Source organism: Streptomyces sp. NPDC017940 (genome assembly GCF_044328435.1).
Lineage (GTDB): Bacteria > Actinomycetota > Actinomycetes > Streptomycetales > Streptomycetaceae > Streptomyces.
This window is the reverse complement of record NZ_JBIRHJ010000012.1, coordinates 84,647-99,506: the sequence shown is the minus strand read 5'-3', so window position 1 is coordinate 99,506 and position 14,860 is coordinate 84,647. Positions and strand designations below refer to the sequence as shown.

Genomic DNA, 14,860 nt, shown 5'->3' with positions numbered 1-14,860 from the left:
GTGTGCTTCCTTCTTTCTTCTTCTGCAAAAAGATCCGTAGCGCACGCACTCTCCGCCCCCGCTTCTCGTGTGGAGGGGGAGGGGCGGGCTGCCGATGGCCGTCGATGAACTCGCCGCGCTGCTGCTGCGGCGCCGGCAGAGCGTGCGCGTACCGGAAGCCGACTCCGGTGCACCGGGCGCGGGGACCGCCGACGTGCGGGCGGCCGTCGTCGTCCTCGAAGCGGAACTCGCCGACCGGGGCCACCTCCTGACCGTTCCGCTGCGGCGCGCACTCACGGCTCTGCCCGCCGCCGAGCTGGCCGCCACGGGGATGCGGCTGCTCGCCGACGTCGACGCCCTGATGGGCTCCGACCGCACGCACGCGCCGCTGTTCGGAGGCTTCCCCGACGTCGTCCCCTACCAGCACGCCCGCGACCGCTTCACCACCGTCGTCCTCGACCACCTCGCGTCCCAGCCGCACCAGCCCTGCATGGCCTGCGGGCTGCCGGGGCGCCGCGTCCGGGCGCTCACTCCGTGCGCGCACCTGATCTGCGAGGGCTGCGTGGCGGCCTTCGAGGGCTGCTGCGAGCTGTGCTGCGGCTGGTACGAGTGCCCGGTCTGCGACAGCCGGTACGAGACCGAAGGGCCGACCGACCCGTGGATCGACCCGGCGACCGGCCGCCCCGCCGCCTCCGCGCCCGGTGACGGCGGGAACGTGCTGCGCGCGCTCGGCCTGGGCACGCCCCGCGACGCCGAGGCGGAACTCGCCGCGCTCCTCGCCCGCCGTACACCGCTGAACCCGCAGGACCACGACGACCTCGTGCTGCTGCTCGGCCGCGTCCACCGGCGGGCCGACGCCGCCGACTGGCTGCCGCGCGAGATACCGCTGCGCGAGAGCAAGGCCCTCGTGCTCGCCCCGCTCCTCGACGACCCGGCGACCCGGCCGCTCGTCGCACGGTACGCCGACAGCGCTACGGACGTGCTGCGCCTGCTCGTGGTGCGCTCGGGCGGCGACCCCGACCTGCTGGACCCACCCCGGCTGCGCTCGCTCCCCCGCGTGGTACGGCGCGAACTGCTCCTGCTGCTCGGCTCGTTCGGCGTCCCCCGGCTCAGCGAGGACCTCGCGCGGCACCCCGCAGCCTGGAAGCGCGCCGGGGAGGTCCTGCACCCCTTCGAAGGAGTCACCAGGGCGAATCGGTCCCGGCGGGACGGCGGCCACGCGCGCGTGGCCCTCGCCTTCGCCGTGCTGCGCGGCACCCGGCTCACCGACCCGGCGCTCACGGACGTGCTGCTCGCCGAGGCCGCGCACCACGACGCCATCCGCCTGGACGGCGACCGGCTGCGGCACGTCGGCCGGCAGAGCCGGGTCGAGGCCGCGCTCGCCGCCTGGGACACCACGACCGCCACCGCCCTGCTCCGCGACCACCCCGGCGAACTGCTGCGCCGCCTCGACGTGTTGCTGGCCCGCTCGGGCGGGACCATGGTGCCCGCAGCGATGGCCGAGGCGCTCGCGCACGCCCTGCCGCGTGCGGGCGTGGGGCCGCTGCTCGGAGCGTTCGGCCGGATGAAGGTCCGCGCGGAGCCCGGCGGTCGCCGCGTCTTCTTCCCCCGCGGCCGTGTGACCAAGGCCTTCGCCGTCGACGACCACCGTCCACCGCTGCCGCCGCGGGTGGCGTCCCGCGTGGCCGAACTCATCGAGGCGGAGGCGGTACGGAGGCTCGCCGTGGGCGTTGGTGCGGGTGCGGGTGCGGGTGCGGGTGCGGGTGCGGGTGCGGGTGCCGGTGCCGGTGCCGGTGCCGGTGGCGGTGGGCGGCCCGACAGCGCCGCCGGGAAGGTGGAGCGGGCCCGTCGCCGTCACGCGGGCGGTACGGGCGGCGGGGTCCGGGAGGACGGCGGTGCGGGGGCCGACGGGAGCCGGGGTCGAGGCGCCGGCGACGTCGGGCCGTACGGCGTCGCGGTGCTCGACGCCGGGCTCCGGGACCTGCCGGTGCCGTTCGCCGAGCGGGCCTCCGCCGCGGCGCTCGTCTCCGTGCCGCGCGGCAGTTCGCTGCCGATGCCGGGGGTCAGCGAGCGCGTACGCCTGTTCCTGCACTGGACGCAGCCCAAGGGCGTGCGGGTCGACCTCGATCTGTCCGTCGCGCTCTACGACGACGCGTGGCGGTTCGTCGGTCTGTGCGACTACACCCAGCTGGAGTACGCGGGCGGCGCCGCCCTGCACTCCGGGGACCTGACGGCGGCGCCCGCCCCGCACGGCGCCACCGAGTACCTGGACCTTGACCTGCCCCGGCTCGCCGCGGCGGGCGTGCGCTACGTCGTACCCGCTGTCCTGTCGTACAACGACGTGCCCTTCGACCGGCTGCCCGACGCCTTCGCCGGGTTCATGGCCGTGGACGGGACGAGCAGGCGACCCGCGGCCTTCGACCCGCGCACCGTCCGGCAGCGCTTCGACCTCGCGGGGGACGCCGCACTGCGCGTACCGATGATCGTGGACCTGCGCTCGCGCCGCGCCTGGTGGGCCGACCTCACGCTCGCCACGGGCGAGGGCACGCACGACGTCTGGCGCTACCGCGCGGTGCTCGGCCGTGCGGGGCACGACCTGCTCGACACCTTCGAGCCCGGCGGCCGGACCACGCTCTGGGACCTGGCGTGCTGGACGGCGGCGGCCCGCACCGACGGCGACGTCCTGGTGCGCGGGCGCGGCCACGTCCTGTGGGGCTACCGGCGCGAGCCCGGCGAACCCCGCGCCGACTTCGCCGTCCGCATCCGCGAGGCCTGGGACCCCGACGTGCTGTGCGCGGAGCCGGACCTCAGGGGCCGGAGGGTCTTCGTGGCGCTGGTGCGGGGCGAGCTGGCCGGTGCGGAACACGTGGCGTCGGGCCTGGCGTACCGCCTGTTCCCCGGCCCGTTGGACGCGGCGCCGCTGGAGCGCGTGACGGCTTCGGGCCTGGCGGGACTGCTCGTACCGGGCGACCCCGGCTCCTGATCTGGACAGGGCGTCCCGGCCCGTGATCCGAACAGGGCGTCCCCGGCCCGTGATCTGGACAGGGTGTCCCGGCTCGCGGACCGGCCACTCGACGCCTCGTCCATTGTTCCCGCGGGGTTGCCGGGGCATCCTGCCCAGGTGCCAGCCAACCGAGCCCCCTTCCGCCCCGCTCGCCGGACCCTCCTTCGCGCCCTGGGCGGAGCCGCCGCACTCGGCGGCCTCGCGGGCTGCGGGGTGCCCGCCGCCTATGTGCAGCCGGGCGACCGCGCGGCGGACGACCGCTCCGCCCGCGACCGGCGGCTCGTCTTCGCCAACTGGCCGCTGTACATCGACACCGACGACCGGAACAAGTCGCTGCGGCCCACGCTCGACGCCTTCGAGCAGCGCACCGGTATCGACGTGCGCTACACGGAGGAGATCAACGACAACGACGAGTTCTTCGGCAAGATCAGCCCGTCCCTGATGAACCACCAGGAGACGGGCCGCGACCTCGTCGTCATCAGCGACTGGATGTGCGCCCGCTTCGTCCGGCTCGGCTGGGTGCAGGAGATGGACCGCGCCCGCCAGCCCAACGTCGCCAAGTACCTCGACCCGCTGCTGCGCTCGCCCGGCTTCGACCCCGGCCGCGCCTGCACCGTCCCCTGGCAGTCGGGCATCACCGGCATCGCGTACAACAAGAAGCGGCTCGGCCGTGAGATCCGGCAGGTGTCGGAGCTGTGGGCGGACGACCTCAAGGGGCGCGTCACCCTGCTCTCCGGCCTCGACGAGGCGTTCGCGCTGCTCATGCAGGGCGACGGCGTCGACATCACCCGGTGGAGGGCCGACGACTTCCACCGCATGTGCGACCGGATCGAGAAGCTGGTCGACCGCCACCACATCCGCCGGTTCACCGGCAACGACTACATCAAGGACCTGGCCGGAGGCGACGTCCTCGCCTGCCAGGCCTACAGCGGCGACGTCATCCAGCTCAAGACCGACGACCCGGACATCGAGTTCGTCGTCCCCGAGGAGGGCGCGGAACTGTGGGCGGAGTCCCTGGTGATCCCCAATCTCGCCCGCCACAAGGCCAACGCGGAACGCCTCGTCGACCACTACTACCGGCCCGAGGTGGCCGCGGAGCTGGCCGCCTGGGTCAACTACGTGTGCCCGGTGCCCGCCGCCCGCGACATCCTCGGCTCGTCCAAGGACAAGGAACGCGCGGCGCTCGCCGAGGACCCGCTGATCTTCCCCGACGACGGGATGCGCGGACGGCTCGTGATCGCGAGGGACATCACGTCCAAGGAGCGCACGGAGTTCGCGAAGCGCTGGAACTCCATCGTCGGGTTGTGACCGCCGGGTCGCGCTCGGGGTGCGCCGCCGGAGTCACGCCGTGGACGCCCCCGCCACCGCGTCCCACGCCGCCATCGCCCGGTCCACCGTCCGGTCGAGGCACGCACGGCTCGCCCCGTCGCGGGCCTGTACCGACATGCCCTGGATGACGGTGGTGTAGAAGACCGCCATCGCCTCCGTGTCCGTACCCGCGGGGAGTTCGCCCTCGCGGACGGCCCGCTCCAGGCGGCGGGTCATCAGCTCGGTGCCCGCCCGCCGCCACGTCGCGAGGTGGTCCCGCACGGGGGCGTTCGCGGTCGAGCAGTTGGTCGCGGCAAGGACGATCATGCAGCCGCTCGGGCTGCCCTCCACGGCGTACGCGCGGGCGTTGTGGCGCAGTACCGACTCCACCGCGTCCTTGGCGGCGGGGAGTTCGGTGAGCGCGCGGGTCATCGGTGCGCCCTCCGTCGCGTTGTAGAGCTCCACGGCCTCCTTGAACAAGGCCTCCTTGCAGCCGAACGCCGCGTACAGGCTTGGTGAGGCGATGCCCATGGCGGAGGTGAGGTCCGTCATCGACGTGGCCTCGTACCCCTGCTGCCAGAAGACCTCCATGGCCCGGCGCAGCGCTGTGTCCCTGTCGAACGCCCTCGGCCGTCCGCGTCCCGCCACGCGTCTCACCTCCTTTTTCTGTGTCGACTGACAAATATAAGCCTTGACGTGTCGTTACGCGCGTGTGAGAGTTTCTGTGCCGATCGACACAGAAGTCGGCGCAAGAGCAGTGCGAAGTCAGGTACCGAGAGATGTGGGGCTGGGGATGACGGACGTCGTGGGCAAGGTCGCGCTGGTGACGGGCGGCAGCAGGGGCATCGGTGCGGCGATCGTGCGGCGCCTGGCGCGGGACGGGGCGGACGTGGCGTTCACCTATGTGAGTCCGGCGGGCAAGGCGAAGGCCGAGGAAGTCGTCGCCTATGTGGAGGCGCGGGGGCGGCGGGCGCTTGCCGTCCAGGCCGACGCGGAGGACCCGGAAGCGGTGCGCGCCGCCGTGGACCGGGCAGCCGCCGAGCTCGGCCGCCTCGACATCCTGGTCAACAACGCGGGCGTGTGGTCGCACGGGCCCTTCGAGGAGGTCACGCAGGCGGAGCTGGACCGCGTCCTCGCCATCCATGTCCGGGCCGCGTTCGTCGGTGCCCAGGCCGCGTCGGCGCACCTGCCGGAGGGCGGGCGCATCGTGAGCATCGGCAGCAACCTCGCGCTGCGGGCACCGTTCCCCGGCATCGTCCTGTACTCGATGACCAAGTCCGCCCTCAGCGGCTTCACCAGGGCCCTCGCCCGCGAGCTGGGCCCGCGCGGCATCACCGTCAACGTCGTGCACCCCGGCTCGACGGACACGGACATGAACCCGGCCGACGGCGAGGCCGCCGACCACCAGCGCGGTCTGTCCGCCATCGGCCGGTATTCGCACGCCGACGACATCGCCGCGACGGTGGCCCACCTGGCGGGGCCCGGCGGCGGGACCATCACGGGCGCGGAGTTCACGGTGGACGGCGGGGCGAACGCGTAGGGCCCGCGTGGCCGTGGCCGTGGCCGGGCCGGGGGCGGCCTGGGTCAGCGGAGCCGGTGGGGTTCCCGGGGGGGCCGGGGGGCTCGGGAACCCCGGGGGCTCCGGGACAGTTCGGCCGTGAGGGTGTCGAGGCGGTTGGTGGTGATCGAGTCCACGCCGTGGGCGAGGAGCCTGCGCATGGTGCGCCGGGTGTCGGCGGTCCACGCGGAGACCAGCAGGCCTTCGGCGTGCACCCGGTCGACGAGCTCCCGGCTCACCAGGCCGAAGCGGTAGTTCAGCCAGCGCGGGGCGATCGCGGCGAGCAGGGCGGGCCGGGGCGGGGCGAGGGTCTGCCACGTCAGGGCGATCTCGGCGTCCGGGTCCGCGGCGCGGAGCGCGAGCATCGCGGCGGGGCCCGCGCAGTAGTAGGCGCGGTCGGCGGCTCCGCAGTCGGCCACGACCCCGACGACGGTACGTGCCGTCTCGGGGGTGGCGTCCGGCAGGTCCACGAGGACGCGGTGCCCCGCGGTCTCCCCGAGGGCCTCTTCGAGCGTGGGCACCCCGCCGTCGGTCAGCCCGCGCACCTCGTCCGCGGACAGCGCGACCAGGGGCCGCCGGTGCTCCCAGAGCCGTTCCAGGCCCGCGTCGTGCAGCAGTACGGGGATGCCGTCCCGGGTCAGCCGGACGTCGATCTCCACCGCGTCCGCTCCCAGTTCGAGCGCCGCGCGCAGGGAGGGGAGGGTGTTCTCGCGGAGGCGGTAGGGGGCGCCTCGGTGGGCCACGGCAGTCACGGTGCGCATGGGGTCATTGTGGCGGGGGTGGGGTGGCGGGGCGGCCCGGTGCGGGGGAGGTTGTGGGCCGGGTGCTGCGTCGTCTGCGCCGGGCCGCAGGCTTTCGCGCTTGCGCGCTCGTCCTCAAGCGCCGGACGGGCTTGGGTGTTGGCCTGTGCCGCGTCGTCTGCGCTGGGCCGCAGGCTTTCGCGCTTGGGCGCTTGTCCTCAAGCGCCGGACGGGCTTGTATGTCGGCCCGTGCCGCGTCGTCGGCGCCGGGCCGCAGGCTTTCGCGCTTGCGCGCTCGTCCTCAAGCGCCGGACAGGCTTGTGCGTCGGCCCGTGCCGCGTCGTCCGCGCTGAGCCGCAGACCATCGCGCTGCGCGCTCGTCCTCCAACGCCGGACGGGCTTGGATGTGCGCCTCCGGGGGCCCGCCGCCGGGCCCCCGGCGGGGGTCAGGAGGTCAGCCAGGTTTCCGTGTACGTGTCGATCTCCGTCGTGATGCGGTCCTTGCCCGCCCGGTCGAGGAACGACGCCTCGACGGCGTTCTTCGCGAGGGCGGCGATGCCCCGCTCGTCCAGGCCGAGGAGGCGGGCGGCGACGGCGTACTCGGTGTTGAGGTCCGTGCCGAACATCGGCGGGTCGTCGGAGTTGACGGTGACGATGACGCCCGCGTCGACGAACTGCCTGATGGGGTGCTCGTCGAGGGTGGTGACGGCGCGGGTCGCGATGTTGGAGGTCGGGCAGACCTCCAGGGGGATGCGGTGCTCGGCGAGGTGCGCGAGGAGCTTCGGGTCCCGGGCGGAGCTGGTGCCGTGCCCGATGCGCTCGGCGCGCAGATGCGTGAGGGCGTCCCAGACCGTCTCGGGACCCGTGGTCTCACCCGCGTGCGGGACCGAGTGCAGGCCCGCGGCGATGGCCCGGTCGAAGTACGGCGCGAACTGCGGTCGCGGTACGCCGATCTCGGGGCCGCCGAGTCCGAAGGAGACCAGGCCGTCGGGGCGGATGCCGTCGGTGGTGGCGAGGCGCACGGTCTCCTCGGCCGCTTCGAGCCCCGCCTCGCCCGGGATGTCGAAGCACCAGCGCAGCGCCACGCCGAGCTCGGCCGCCGCGGCCTTGCGGGCGTCCTCGATGGCCGCCATGAAGGCGCGCTCCTCGATGCCGCGGCGGGTGGAGGAGTAGGGGGTGATGGTCAGCTCGGCATAGCGGACGTTCTGCCGGGCCAGCTCGCGGGCCACCTCGAAGGTGAGCAGCTGGACGTCGTCCGGAGTGCGGATCAGGTCCACCACGGAGAGGTAGACCTGGATGAAGTGGGCGAAGTCCGTGAACGTGAAGTAGTCCGCGAGGGCCTCGATGTCCGTGGGGACCTGGGAGTCCGGGTGCCGGGCGGCGAGGGCGGAGACGATGCGGGGGGAGGCGGAGCCGACGTGGTGGACGTGGAGTTCGGCCTTGGGCAGGCCTGCGATGAAGGCCTGCGCCTGCGCGGCGGGCGGCGGGGTCTCGGGCATGGGTTCCTCCCCGGAACATGACGTGATCGGCTGATCGGTGACCCCCTGGGGGGCCGGGGTCATCGTAGGACGCGGGGCGGACCTCCCTCGCCCCCGGCGGACCAGTCGCCCACAGAGGTGAGGGCGGACCGCCCTCGCCCCTGGCGGACCAGTCGCCCACAGGGCGGGCGGACGCTGTCCGCGGCGGCAGCGTGCTAGGGCTCAGCGCAGCCGCTCTCTGGTCTCCATCAGCGCGAACCCCAGCAGGTTCAGGCCCCGCCACGTCCCCGGGTCCTCGATGGCGGGGTCGTCCGCCGCCAGGCCCACGCCCCAGACGGGGTCGAGGGGGCTGGCCTCCACCAGGAGGCGCTCGCCGGTGCCGAGCAGATACGTGCGGAGCGCGTCGTCCGCGGTGAACTTCAGGAGCGAGCCCCCGACCACGATCCCGAACCGCTCCCGCGCCCAGAGCCTCTCGTCGAAGTCCCGCACCAGGCGCCCCGCCCGCTTCGCCTCGGCGGGGGTGCGGGCCGCGAGCACCGCGCGCTCGGCGTCCTCGTCGCCGAAGAGGCGTGCCTTCGCCGCCATCATCCAGTGCTCGGCCGTGGCGTAGGTGACACCGTCGGACGTGAAGGGGGAGGGCCACCACTGGCTGAGGCAGCTCGGTCCGAGCGTGCCGTCACGGCGCGGTGTGTGCCCCCAGAAATACAGCGGCTTCGGCCGCCGTCCCGCCTGCCGCGCGGCGAGCAGTGCCTCCACCGAGCGAATCCCCGCCGTGTCCGATGCCGAAGCAGGCGCCTTGTCGTTCATGCACGCCACCCTGGCACGCACCACTGACATTCCGTCCCTGCTTTTCCATGCCGACTCGACACCTGGTCGACAGATTCCGTCGCGTAACCAAATGGCAACTACGGAATCACTTGTTGGACTATTGGCCCTCTGTCAGGATCGGCACTCAAATCGATCTGGAACGACGCCGGTCCCCTCTGGACGGGGTGGTCGGCGGAGGAGAGCGTCATGCACACATTCCAGGCGCGGGACCGGTTCGCGGACGGCGCCCAGCACATCGCGGGACGCCTCACCCCCGGCACGTCGGGCCGCACCCACACGGTGGTCGACCCGGCCACGGGCGAAGAGGTCCTCACGTACGCCCTCGCGGGCCCCAAGGACGTGGACGCCGCCGTGGCAGCGGCCGCGCACGCCTACGACGGCTGGGCGGCGGCGGGCCCCGGCGAGCGCTCCGACGCCATGCACCGCTTCGCCGCCGAGCTGTCCGCGCGCGCCGAGGAACTGGCGCGGGCCGAGTCCCTCCAGTGCGGCAAGCCGATCAAGCTGAGCCGCGAGTTCGACGTGCCCGGGACCATCGACAACACCGCGTTCTTCGCGGGCGCGGCCCGGCATCTCCAGGGCCAGTCGGCGGGCGAGTACGACGGCGGCGACCACACCTCGTACGTCCGCAGGGAACCCATCGGCGTCGTCGGCTCCATCGCGCCCTGGAACTACCCCCTCCAGATGGCCGCCTGGAAGGTCCTGCCCGCCATCGCCGCGGGCAACACCATCGTCCTGAAGCCCTCCGAGCTGACCCCCCTCACCTCCCTCCTGTTCGCCGAGGCCGCCACCGCAGCCGGGATCCCCGACGGCGTCGTCAACGTCGTCACCGGGGCGGGCAGGGAAGCCGGTGAGCACCTCGTCGGGCACCCGGACGTCGTCATGACCTCCTTCACCGGGTCCACGGGCGTCGGCAAGCGCGTCGCCGAGATCGCCACGGCCACCGTCAAGCGGCTCCACCTTGAGCTCGGCGGCAAGGCGCCCTTCGTGGTCTTCGACGACGCCGACCTGGAGTCCGCCGTGCACGGCGCGGTCGCCGGTGCCCTCATCAACAGCGGCCAGGACTGCACGGCCGCCACGCGCGCGTACGTGCAGCGGCCGCTGTACGACGCCTTCGTGGCGGGCGTCGCCGACCTGATGGCGACGGTGCGGCTCGGCGACCCCTTCGACCCGGCGACCGACCTCGGCCCGCTCATCTCGCACGCGCACCGCGACCGCGTCGCCGGCTTCGTCGACCGGGCCCGCGGCTACGCGCGCGTACTCACCGGCGGCCGGGCGCCCGAGGGCCCCGGCGCGTACTACGAGCCCACGCTCATCGCGGGCGCCGCCCAGGACAGCGAGGTGGTGCAGGCGGAGATCTTCGGCCCGGTGCTCGTGGTGCTGCCCTTCGACTCCGACGAGGACGGCATCCGGCTCGCCAACGACACCCCCTACGGGCTCGCCGCGTCGGCGTGGACACGCGACGTGTTCCGCGCGAACCGCGCGACCCGGGAGATCAAGGCGGGCTGTGTGTGGGTCAACGACCACATCCCGATCCTCAGCGAGATGCCGCACGGCGGATACAAGGCCTCCGGTTACGGCAAGGACATGTCCGCCTACTCCTTCGAGGAGTACACGCAGATCAAGCACGTCATGTTCGACAACACCGCGGTGGCGAGGAAGGACTGGCACCGCACCGTCTTCGGGGACCGCTAGTCGGCCGATCGGCTGCGGAAGCGGGCGCCGCGCGACCGGCGGTGCCCGCCCGCTCACCCTCCCGGAAGGGCAACCAAGCGCATGGAGAGTCACGAGCCAGACAGCACCCACCCGGCCCGCGCGGCCGCCGCGCACCGGGGCCCGCACGGCGTCCGCGCCGCGCCCGGCCGCCGTGCGGTGCTGCGTACGGCGGGCGGCGGTCTGCTCGCCGCCGGCGGACTCGGGGCGCTGAGCGCCTGCGGGATCCCCGCCGCCGGAAAGGGCGCGGGCGGCATCGCCGCCGACGACCGCTCGGCCGAGGAGAAGCGCGTCACCTTCTCCAACTGGACCGAGTACATGGACGTCGACAAGAAGAAGCGGCGCCCCACCCTCGACGCGTTCACCCGGCGCACCGGCATCAAGGTCAAGTACACCGAGGACATCAACGACAACAACGAGTTCTTCGGGAAGGTCAAACCGCAGCTCGCCGCGGGCCAGGACACCGGACGCGACCTGATCTGCGTCACCGACTGGCTCGCCGCCCGCCTCATCCGCTTCGGCTGGGTGCAGAAACTGGACCCCGCCCGGCTGCCGCACGCCTACGCCAACCTGTCCGCCCAGTTCCGCTCCCCCGACTGGGACCCCGGGCGCGCCTACTCCTACCCCTGGACCGGCATCTCCGCGGTCATCGCCTACAACAAGAAGGCGACCGGCGGGGAGAGGATCACGTCGGTCTCGCAGCTCCTCGACGAGCCCGAGCTGAAGGGGCGCGTCGGCTTCCTCTCCGAGATGCGCGACACCATGGGGATGGTCCTGCTCGACCTCGGCAAGGACCCGGCGAAGTTCACCGACGACGACTTCGACGCGGCCGTCGCCCGGTTGCAGAAGGCCGTCGACAACAAGCAGATACGGCGTTTCACGGGCAACGACTACACCGCGGACCTCGACAAGGGCGACCTCGCCGCGTGCGTGGCCTGGGCCGGTGACGTCGTCCAGCTCAAGCTCGCCAACCCCGACATCGAGTTCGTCGTCCCGGAGAGCGGCTACATCACCTCCACGGACAACCTCCTGATCCCCAACAAGGCGCGCCACAAGCGCAACGCCGAGCGGCTCATCGACTACTACTACGAGCCGGGACCCGCCGCCCGCCTCGCCGCGTACATCAACTACGTGTGCCCCGTGGACGGCGTCCGGGGCGAGCTGGCGAAGCTCGACCCCGAGGCCGCCGCGAACCCGCTGATCCTGCCCGACAGGGCCATGGCCGCGCGGTCGCACGCGTTCCGTTCCCTCGCCCCCGAGGAAGAGGCCGCGTACGAGCGCAAGTTCGCCAGGCTGAGCGGCTCCTGAGCGGGTCCCTCGTCCTCGCCGTTCCCGCCGTCCCGTCCGCCACCACTTCTGGGAAGAACCTATGACCGACACCAACGGCGACGTCCGCCTGACCGGGATCAGCAAGACCTACGGCTCCTTCACCGCCGTCCACCCGCTCGACCTCACCGTGCCCCAAGGCTCGTTCTTCGCGCTGCTCGGCGCCTCCGGCTGCGGCAAGACCACCACCCTGCGCATGATCGCGGGCCTGGAGGAGCCGAGCACCGGCACCGTCCGCCTCGGCGAACAGGACGTCACCGCGCTGCCGCCCTACAAGCGGCCCGTGAACACGGTCTTCCAGTCGTACGCGCTCTTCCCGCACCTCGACATCTTCGAGAACGTCGCCTTCGGTCTGCGCCGGCGCGGCATCAAGTCGGTGAAGAAGCAGGTCGGCGAGATGCTCGACCTCGTACAGCTCGGCGAGCAGGCCAGGAAGAAGCCGCACCAGCTCTCCGGCGGCCAGCAGCAGCGCGTCGCCGTCGCCCGCGCCCTCATCAACCACCCCGAGGTGCTGCTCCTCGACGAGCCCCTCGGCGCCCTCGACCTGAAGCTGCGCCGCCAGATGCAGCTCGAACTCAAGCGCATCCAGACCGAGGTAGGCATCACCTTCGTGCACGTCACGCACGACCAGGAAGAAGCGATGACGATGGCCGACACCGTCGCCGTGATGAACGGCGGCCGCGTCGAGCAGCAGGGCGCGCCCGCCGACCTGTACGAGAACCCGCGCACCACCTTCGTCGCCAACTTCCTCGGCACCTCCAACTTCATCGAGGCCGAGGTGGCAGCGGTGCGCGGCGAGGACGTGGTCCTGACGGCGGGCTGCGGGAAGCTGACGCTGCCCAGGGCGCGCTGCACGGCGCCCGCCACCACCGGCGGCACCGTCCTGGCCGGTGTGCGCCCGGAGAAGATCTCGCTCACGCACGCCGACGAAGCGGGCGCGATCCCCGCGGGGCGCAACCGCATCGCCGGCCGCATCACCGACTCCAGCTTCATCGGCGTCTCCACCCAGTACGTCGTCGACAGCCCCGGCTGCGACGCCTTCGAGGTGTACGCGCAGAACATCGAACGCGACTCCCGGCTCGCCCCCGGCGCCGACGTCGTCCTGCACTGGAACCCCGCGCACACCTTCGGCCTCGACGCCGACCAGGACGCCGCGGCGGGCGTCGAGAAGGTCGAGGAGGACGCGTGACCGCGACCGACAGGGCACCGGCCCCCGCCGACGAGGCGGCGCCGCCCGCGGCCAGGACCCCGAGGCGCGGCCGTCTCGTCCCCTACTGGCTGCTGCTTCCCGGCATCCTCTGGCTGCTCGTGTTCTTCGCGCTGCCGCTCGTCTACCAGGCGTCGACGTCCGTGCAGACCGGCTCCCTCGAAGAGGGCTACAAGGTCACCTGGCACTTCGCCACCTACTGGGACGCGCTCGGCGACTACTGGCCGCAGTTCCTGCGCTCGGTGCTCTACGCGGGTGCCGCCACCGTCCTGTGCCTGCTGCTCGGCTACCCGCTGGCCTATCTGATCGCGTTCCGCGCGGGCCGCTGGCGCAATCTCATCCTCGTCCTCGTCATCGCGCCGTTCTTCACCAGCTTCCTCATCCGGACGCTCGCGTGGAAGACGATCCTCGCCGACGGCGGCCCGGTCGTCGGCGCCCTGAACAGCCTGCACGTCCTTGACGTCACCAGCTGGCTCGGCGCCACCGACGGGGACCGGGTCCTCGCCACCCCGCTCGCGGTGGTCTGCGGTCTGACGTACAACTTCCTGCCGTTCATGATCCTGCCGCTCTACACCTCCCTGGAGCGCGTCGACGGCAGGCTGCACGAGGCCGCGGGCGACCTGTACGCCCGTCCCTCCACCACCTTCCGCAAGGTGACGTTCCCGCTGTCCATGCCCGGCGTCGTCTCCGGCACCCTGCTCACGTTCATCCCGGCGGCGGGCGACTACGTCAACGCCGACCTGCTCGGCTCCACCGACACCCGCATGGTCGGCAACGTCATCCAGACGCAGTTCCTGCGCATCCTGGACTACCCGACGGCCGCCGCGCTCTCCTTCATCCTCATGGCCGCGATCCTGTTCATGGTGACCTTCTACATCCGCAAGTCGGGAACGGAGGATCTCGTCTGATGGCCGTTTTCTCGACACTGTTCCGCCTGCTCCGCAAGAACCTCGTCGTCCTCGCCGGGCTCGGCACGCTCGGCTACCTCCTGCTTCCCAACGTCGTCGTCACGGTCTTCTCCTTCAACAAGCCGAAGGGCCGTTTCAACTACTCCTGGCAGGAGTTCTCGACCGACGCCTGGAAGGATCCCTGCGGTGTCGCCGACATGTGCGGGTCGCTCTCGCTGAGCCTGCGGATCGCGTTCTGGGCGACGCTCGGCGCGACCGTGCTCGGCACGATGATCGCCTTCGCCCTGGTGCGCTACCGGTTCCGGGCGCGCGGCGCCGTGAACTCGCTGATCTTCCTGCCGATGGCGATGCCCGAGGTGGTCATGGCCGCATCGCTGCTCACGCTCTTCCTCAACATGGGCGCGCAGCTCGGCTTCTGGACCGTCCTGATAGCGCACATCATGTTCTGTCTGAGCTTCGTCGTGACGGCCGTCAAGGCACGCGTGATGTCCATGGACCCGCGCCTGGAACAGGCCGCCCAGGACCTCTACGCCGGGCCCGTGCAGACCTTCCTGCGCGTCACCCTGCCGATCGCCGCACCCGGCATCGCCGCGGGCGCGCTGCTCGCCTTCGCGCTCTCCTTCGACGACTTCATCATCACCAACTTCAACGCGGGCTCGACCGTGACGTTCCCCATGTTCGTCTGGGGATCCGCACAGCGGGGCACGCCCGTTCAGATCAATGTGATCGGTACGGCGATGTTCCTGATCGCTGTCCTGCTCGTGGTGACGGGAATGCTCGCCGGAAAGCGCCGCGCCAAGAAATCCCTTTGAGA

Annotated in this window: 12 protein-coding genes; 8 read left to right on the top strand and 4 right to left on the bottom strand. The window is 72.3% G+C overall.

Features of this window, described 5'->3' with window-relative positions:
* Window positions 1-94: 94 nt before the first annotated feature.
* Window positions 95-2,962, top strand: a complete 2,868-nt coding sequence (locus ACH4DX_RS32495) for a hypothetical protein (protein ID WP_398157722.1) — start codon at window positions 95-97, stop codon at window positions 2,960-2,962.
* A gap of 138 nt (window positions 2,963-3,100) precedes the next feature.
* Window positions 3,101-4,291 carry a spermidine/putrescine ABC transporter substrate-binding protein gene (locus ACH4DX_RS32490; RefSeq protein WP_398157721.1) on the top strand — a complete coding sequence of 397 codons (1,191 nt, stop codon included), beginning with the start codon at window positions 3,101-3,103 and terminating at the stop codon, window positions 4,289-4,291.
* 33 nt (window positions 4,292-4,324) lie between these two features.
* Here ACH4DX_RS32490 and ACH4DX_RS32485 read toward each other — a convergent pair whose 3' ends face one another.
* Window positions 4,325-4,939, bottom strand: coding sequence for a TetR/AcrR family transcriptional regulator (locus ACH4DX_RS32485; protein WP_398157720.1), 615 nt, complete (start codon window positions 4,937-4,939; stop codon window positions 4,325-4,327).
* A 145-nt stretch (window positions 4,940-5,084) separates the two neighbouring features.
* Here ACH4DX_RS32485 and ACH4DX_RS32480 point away from each other — a divergent pair, with 145 nt between their 5' ends.
* Window positions 5,085-5,831, top strand: coding sequence for an SDR family NAD(P)-dependent oxidoreductase (locus ACH4DX_RS32480; RefSeq protein ID WP_398157719.1), 747 nt, complete (start codon window positions 5,085-5,087; stop codon window positions 5,829-5,831).
* A 44-nt stretch (window positions 5,832-5,875) separates the two neighbouring features.
* On the opposite strand, the gene ACH4DX_RS32475 is transcribed toward ACH4DX_RS32480, so the two are convergent.
* The 3 genes from ACH4DX_RS32475 to ACH4DX_RS32465 form a co-directional block, all read right to left on the bottom strand.
* Window positions 5,876-6,610 carry a glycerophosphodiester phosphodiesterase gene (locus tag ACH4DX_RS32475; protein ID WP_398157718.1) on the bottom strand — a complete coding sequence of 245 codons (735 nt, stop codon included), beginning with the start codon at window positions 6,608-6,610 and terminating at the stop codon, window positions 5,876-5,878.
* Window positions 6,611-7,035: 425 nt separating this feature from the next.
* A complete protein-coding gene (locus tag ACH4DX_RS32470; RefSeq protein ID WP_398123063.1) occupies window positions 7,036-8,088 on the bottom strand; it encodes an adenosine deaminase in 1,053 nt (350 codons plus the stop codon).
* A gap of 201 nt (window positions 8,089-8,289) precedes the next feature.
* Window positions 8,290-8,874 carry an NADAR family protein gene (locus ACH4DX_RS32465; protein ID WP_398123064.1) on the bottom strand — a complete coding sequence of 195 codons (585 nt, stop codon included), beginning with the start codon at window positions 8,872-8,874 and terminating at the stop codon, window positions 8,290-8,292.
* 207 nt (window positions 8,875-9,081) lie between these two features.
* Between ACH4DX_RS32465 and ACH4DX_RS32460 the strand changes: the two genes are divergently transcribed.
* The 5 genes from ACH4DX_RS32460 to ACH4DX_RS32440 all read left to right on the top strand — a co-directional run bounded on the left by ACH4DX_RS32460 (window position 9,082) and on the right by ACH4DX_RS32440 (window position 14,858).
* The gene (locus tag ACH4DX_RS32460; protein ID WP_398157717.1) at window positions 9,082-10,587 is read left to right on the top strand and encodes a gamma-aminobutyraldehyde dehydrogenase; all 1,506 of its coding nucleotides are present in this window, start codon (window positions 9,082-9,084) and stop codon (window positions 10,585-10,587) included.
* An 81-nt stretch (window positions 10,588-10,668) separates the two neighbouring features.
* Window positions 10,669-11,913 carry a spermidine/putrescine ABC transporter substrate-binding protein gene (locus ACH4DX_RS32455; protein WP_398157716.1) on the top strand — a complete coding sequence of 415 codons (1,245 nt, stop codon included), beginning with the start codon at window positions 10,669-10,671 and terminating at the stop codon, window positions 11,911-11,913.
* Between the two features lie 61 nt (window positions 11,914-11,974).
* Entirely contained in the window at window positions 11,975-13,120 is a 1,146-nt protein-coding gene (locus ACH4DX_RS32450) for an ABC transporter ATP-binding protein (RefSeq protein WP_398157715.1), read from the top strand.
* Window positions 13,117-14,046, top strand: a complete 930-nt coding sequence (locus ACH4DX_RS32445; protein ID WP_398157714.1) for an ABC transporter permease — start codon at window positions 13,117-13,119, stop codon at window positions 14,044-14,046. Before ACH4DX_RS32450 ends, ACH4DX_RS32445 begins: the two co-directional genes overlap by 4 nt.
* Window positions 14,046-14,858 carry an ABC transporter permease gene (locus tag ACH4DX_RS32440; protein WP_398157713.1) on the top strand — a complete coding sequence of 271 codons (813 nt, stop codon included), beginning with the start codon at window positions 14,046-14,048 and terminating at the stop codon, window positions 14,856-14,858. The genes ACH4DX_RS32445 and ACH4DX_RS32440 overlap by 1 nt, the downstream gene beginning before the upstream one ends.
* Window positions 14,859-14,860 lie beyond the last annotated feature (2 nt).

Excerpts from the sequence above, each read along its gene's own strand:
- ACH4DX_RS32495 (WP_398157722.1), top strand. The coding sequence starts at position 95 with ATGGCCGTCGATGAACTCGCCGCGCTGCTGCTGCGGCGCCGGCAGAGC.
- ACH4DX_RS32480 (WP_398157719.1), top strand. The coding sequence starts at position 5,085 with ATGACGGACGTCGTGGGCAAGGTCGCGCTGGTGACGGGCGGCAGCAGG.
- ACH4DX_RS32475 (WP_398157718.1), bottom strand. The coding sequence starts at position 6,610 with ATGCGCACCGTGACTGCCGTGGCCCACCGAGGCGCCCCCTACCGCCTC.
- ACH4DX_RS32470 (WP_398123063.1), bottom strand. The coding sequence starts at position 8,088 with ATGCCCGAGACCCCGCCGCCCGCCGCGCAGGCGCAGGCCTTCATCGCA.
- ACH4DX_RS32465 (WP_398123064.1), bottom strand. The coding sequence starts at position 8,874 with ATGAACGACAAGGCGCCTGCTTCGGCATCGGACACGGCGGGGATTCGC.
- ACH4DX_RS32460 (WP_398157717.1), top strand. The coding sequence starts at position 9,082 with ATGCACACATTCCAGGCGCGGGACCGGTTCGCGGACGGCGCCCAGCAC.
- ACH4DX_RS32455 (WP_398157716.1), top strand. The coding sequence starts at position 10,669 with ATGGAGAGTCACGAGCCAGACAGCACCCACCCGGCCCGCGCGGCCGCC.
- ACH4DX_RS32450 (WP_398157715.1), top strand. The coding sequence starts at position 11,975 with ATGACCGACACCAACGGCGACGTCCGCCTGACCGGGATCAGCAAGACC.
- ACH4DX_RS32440 (WP_398157713.1), top strand. The coding sequence starts at position 14,046 with ATGGCCGTTTTCTCGACACTGTTCCGCCTGCTCCGCAAGAACCTCGTC.